This window comes from Corallococcus sp. 4LFB (assembly GCF_046520365.1).
In the GTDB taxonomy this organism is placed as follows: Bacteria; Myxococcota; Myxococcia; order Myxococcales; family Myxococcaceae; genus Corallococcus; species Corallococcus caeni.
Map to the genome: position 1 here is coordinate 1 of NZ_JBKGHJ010000656.1, position 3736 is coordinate 3736.

Genomic DNA, 3736 nt, shown 5'->3' on the forward strand with positions numbered 1-3736 from the left:
CCGGTTCGGGCTCCGGCGGGGGCGGCTCCTCGCGGCGGGGCGGGGAGGGACGCGGCGGCGAGGGCGCCGGGGCGACGACGGAGCTCTCCGCGGAGAGGCTCACCGCCGGCTCGTCGGGCGGCTCGGCGGGGTCCACGTAGACGAAGCGGGTGGCGCCAATCTCCAGCTCGTCGCCGTCCTTGAGCGCCTTGCGGTTCACCCGCTTCTTGTTGACCTTGATGCCATTGCGGCTGCCCAGGTCCTCCACGTGCGTGCCGGACCAGTCCCGGCGCACCTTGGCGTGCTTGCGGGAGACGAGGTCGTCCTTGAGGATGACGTCGGCTTCCTTCTCGTCACGGCCGAAGACGTGCTCCTGGGCCTCGGAGATTTCGATGCGCTGGCCCTCGCGCGGGCCGTTCATGTAGCGCAGGAAGCGCTCCTCGCCGCCGGCGAGGCCGCGCATCGCGTCCTTCACCATGCCGCGCGCGAGGAACGACGTCTTGTCGCTGACGTCCGGGGCGATCTCCACGACCTTGTCGAAGCGGACGTCGTACTGCGCGATGGCGATGACGTCGCCGTTGCGCAGCAACTCCTTCTCTCCCTTGGGGAGCGCCTTGCCGTTGATCTTCGTCCCGTAGGCGCTGCCCAGGTCTTCCAGGAAGTAGAGGTTTCCCTCCTGGCTGATGCGCGCGTGGTTGCGCGACACCGCCTGCTGCGGGAGCACCACCTGGCAGGTCTTGTCCCGCCCCAGGGTGATGACGGAGTCGTCGAGGACGACCTCTTTGCCCGAGGCGCCTCCGGCCTCGCTGCGCTGCGTGACGGTCAGACGGACGCTCATCGCGTGTGTCGCTACCCGAAGGGACGGCTAGAACGAGTCGTTGGCGAGGAATCTCTCACACGTCGTGTACTCGGTGGGGAATTCCTCGGAGGTACCAAACTTCAGGAAGTTCTTGCACGCCGTCTGCGCGTGGGTCTGCTTGTGGGCGTCGTTGAAGAGCTGGAAGAGGCCGAAGTGGCAGGGCGCGAACTTGGCGTCCAGCTTCACGCACTTGCGGTAGGCGGACTCCTCTTCGGTGAGCAGGCCCTTCTCGCGGTACTGGCGCGCGAGCAGGTACATGGCCGGGGCGCTGTTCTCCGCCGTCTGGGTGTCCTTGAGCTCCTTGAGCGCGGAGTCGGTGAGGGCCACCTTGCGCTGGGCGACGGCGAGGTTGTTGAGGCAGCTGGAGTTCTTCTCATCCAGGCGGGCACAGTTGCCGAAGGCCTCTCGGGCCTCCGCGAAGCGGCTCTGCTCCATGAGGACGGTGCCCAGGTCGTGCCACACCTCCGCGGAGTCCGGGGTGAGCTGGGCGGCCTGGGAGATGTGCTCGAAGGCGCCCTCCAGGTCCTTGTCCTCGTAGGCCATGATGCCGAGGTTGTGGTGGGCGTTGGCCACGTTGGGGTTGACCGCGAGCAGCGTGTTGAACTCCTTGCGGGCCTCCTTCTTCTTCTCCATCTTCATGTAGGTGAGGCCCAGGTCGTAGCGCGACTCCAGGTTGTCCGGGTTCACCTGCAGGGCGCGCTTGAAGTTGTCGTGGGCCTTTCCGTAGGCGCCTTCCTCCAGGTAGAGGACGCCCAGGTTCTGGTAGGCCTGCAGGTGCTCCTGGTTGAAGCGCAGGGCCTTGATGAAGAACTCCTTCGCCTTGTCCTTGTTGCCCGAGTACATGGCGATGAGGCCCTTGTTGGCCCACAGGTCCGCGTACTGGGGGGAGAACTCCAGGCCCAGGTTGCAGTAGGTCTCCGCCTTCTGCAGGTCCCCGTTGGCCATCTCCTGCGCGCACAGCTCGTTGTTGATGAGCGCCCGCTCGTGCGGGGGCGGCGTGGTGAGGCAGGCGGTGGTGGAGAGGGAGGCGGCGGCGGTCAGCGTGAGGAAGAGGCGGCGAAGACGCATGGCCGGCCGAGTGTAGGAGAGCGCCACCCCGTGAGGCAACGTCGGCCTTGCGCTGAATCAGCGCTGTTTTCCAGGGGTTAGGCCGGCTGTAGAGTGCGCCGCCATGCGTACCTACCTCTGTGCTTTTGGCTTGCTCGCGGCCCTGCTGGGCGCGGCTCCTGCTCACGCCCAGTTCTCCAACCGCAGCCTGGGACTGTCGCTCGGCTACATGGACTTCAAGGAGACCGCGGGGCTCGCGGGCACGCCGTTCATCGGTCTGGAGGGCAGCCTCTACATCGAGAACGGCTTCGAGGTCGTCTCGCTGTCGAAGCTGATGTTCCCCAAGGACACCTACGCCTCGCCGGAGAAGCGCGTCGTGGGGCTGGCGCCGTCGCTGGGCATCCGCTACCTGCTGCTGGAGGAGACCATCCGGCCGTACATCGGCACGGACGTGAGCTACCTCATCGTCTTCAAGGAGAGCGTCAGCAACTTCGTGGGCATCGGGCCCAACGCGGGCGTGGACTTCTTCCTCAGCGACTCGGTGAGCCTGGGCGTGCGCGCGCAGTACAACTTCTACATCGCGCTCAACGAGGATACGCAGACGTCGCTGACGGGCTCCGTGGGCCTGGCGACGTACTTCTAGGCCCGGCCGCCGGACGCCCCGGCCGTGCTCCCGGGGCGGGCAGCAGGGCGGCGGCCACGAGCAGCGTCCACTTCTCATCCGAGAGGTGGGCGGGCTTCTCCATGGCCAGCGAGTCCTGGAGCCGGGCGCCCAGCGCGGAGAACAGCGTGAGGCGGGCCTCCAGCCGCAGCTCCTCGCGGCGCAGGGCCGCGGACAGCACCAGCTCCCGCTCCTCGGTGGATAGCCGCTTCACGCGTGAGACGAACAGCGGATCCGCCAGCAGGCCCTCCTCGCCCCGGGTCTCCAGGGCGGAGGGCACCTTGAGGCGCCGCTCGCGCACGACGATGGTGCCGGCCAGCAGGTCTCCCAGCCGCTGGTGGGAGCGGGACACGAGCGCCACCGAGCCGCCCACGAGGTAGAGCAGCGGCAGCCGGTCCACCACGCGCGCCAGGTTGCGCAGGGCCGCGTGGTAGAAGCCGATGCGCACGCCGCTCTCCTGGATGACCCGGAGGGACATCACCCGCTTGCCCACCGTCTGGCCCGCCCACGCGGTCTCCAGCGTGATGCCGTAGCCCCAGTCCACCAGGAAGTAGACGACGATGCCCAGCGCGCTGGCGAACCCCGGGAACGCGGCCATCCCCACCTGGAACACCAGCAGCACCACCATCGCGGTGAAGCCGACGATGAGCGCGTCCAGCAGCCACGCGAGGAAGCGCGAGTACACGCCCGCCAGCGTGAAGCGGAACTCCACGTACTCCGGGGTCAGCACCGTGTGGGTGCCGTCAAGCAGGGTGTTAGGAGGGGGCGTCACGGCGCCGGAGTGTACGCCACGCGGGCCGCGGGGAGCAGGCGGGCGGCCATCCCCGGCCGGGGGGCGGATGCGGGCGGGGCTTGAAGAGTGTTATTCGTGAATAGCGGGCTCCCACGTTATCCTGTCCGCATTCCCGCGCCCGTGGCCTCTTCCGACACCTCATCCTGGAACCGCCGCGTCCTGCCGGCGGGTGCGTTCCAGTTCGCGCTCATCGCCGGGGTGACGCAGCTCAAGACGTCCGCGAACGCGCTGGTGCTGTCGCGCTTCGAGTCCCAGGCGCTGCCGTACCTCTACCTCCTGGGTGCGCTGATGACGGCGTCGCTGACGCTGCTGCCGCGCGGCCGCCCGGACGGGCCCACCGAGTCGCCGGGCGTCCTCACCGGGGTGGGCGGGGTGCTGGCGCTGGGGCTGGCGGCGG

5 protein-coding genes are annotated in these 3736 nt (G+C 68.5%); 2 read left to right on the forward strand and 3 right to left on the reverse strand.

What is annotated here, in order from left to right; all coding sequences use genetic code 11:
- Both ACLEQD_RS38940 and ACLEQD_RS38945 read right to left on the reverse strand, forming a co-directional pair.
- Nucleotides 1-817 (reverse strand): FHA domain-containing protein (locus ACLEQD_RS38940; protein WP_410390944.1); only part of this gene is annotated, 817 nt, incomplete at its 3' end.
- Between the two features lie 27 nt (nt 818-844).
- Nucleotides 845-1906 (reverse strand): tetratricopeptide repeat protein, encoded by a 1062-nt coding sequence (locus ACLEQD_RS38945; RefSeq protein ID WP_410390946.1) that lies wholly within the window; start codon nt 1904-1906, stop codon nt 845-847.
- 103 nt (nt 1907-2009) lie between these two features.
- Here ACLEQD_RS38945 and ACLEQD_RS38950 point away from each other — a divergent pair, with 103 nt between their 5' ends.
- A complete protein-coding gene (locus ACLEQD_RS38950) occupies nt 2010-2528 on the forward strand; it encodes a hypothetical protein (protein WP_410390947.1) in 519 nt (172 codons plus the stop codon).
- Here the strand turns inward: ACLEQD_RS38950 and ACLEQD_RS38955 are convergent.
- Nucleotides 2470-3318 carry an RDD family protein gene (locus ACLEQD_RS38955; protein WP_410390948.1) on the reverse strand — a complete coding sequence of 283 codons (849 nt, stop codon included), beginning with the start codon at nt 3316-3318 and terminating at the stop codon, nt 2470-2472. The genes ACLEQD_RS38950 and ACLEQD_RS38955 overlap by 59 nt on opposite strands.
- 141 nt (nt 3319-3459) lie before the next feature.
- Here ACLEQD_RS38955 and ACLEQD_RS38960 point away from each other — a divergent pair.
- Nucleotides 3460-3736 (forward strand): hypothetical protein (locus ACLEQD_RS38960; protein ID WP_410390949.1); only part of this gene is annotated, 277 nt, incomplete at its 3' end.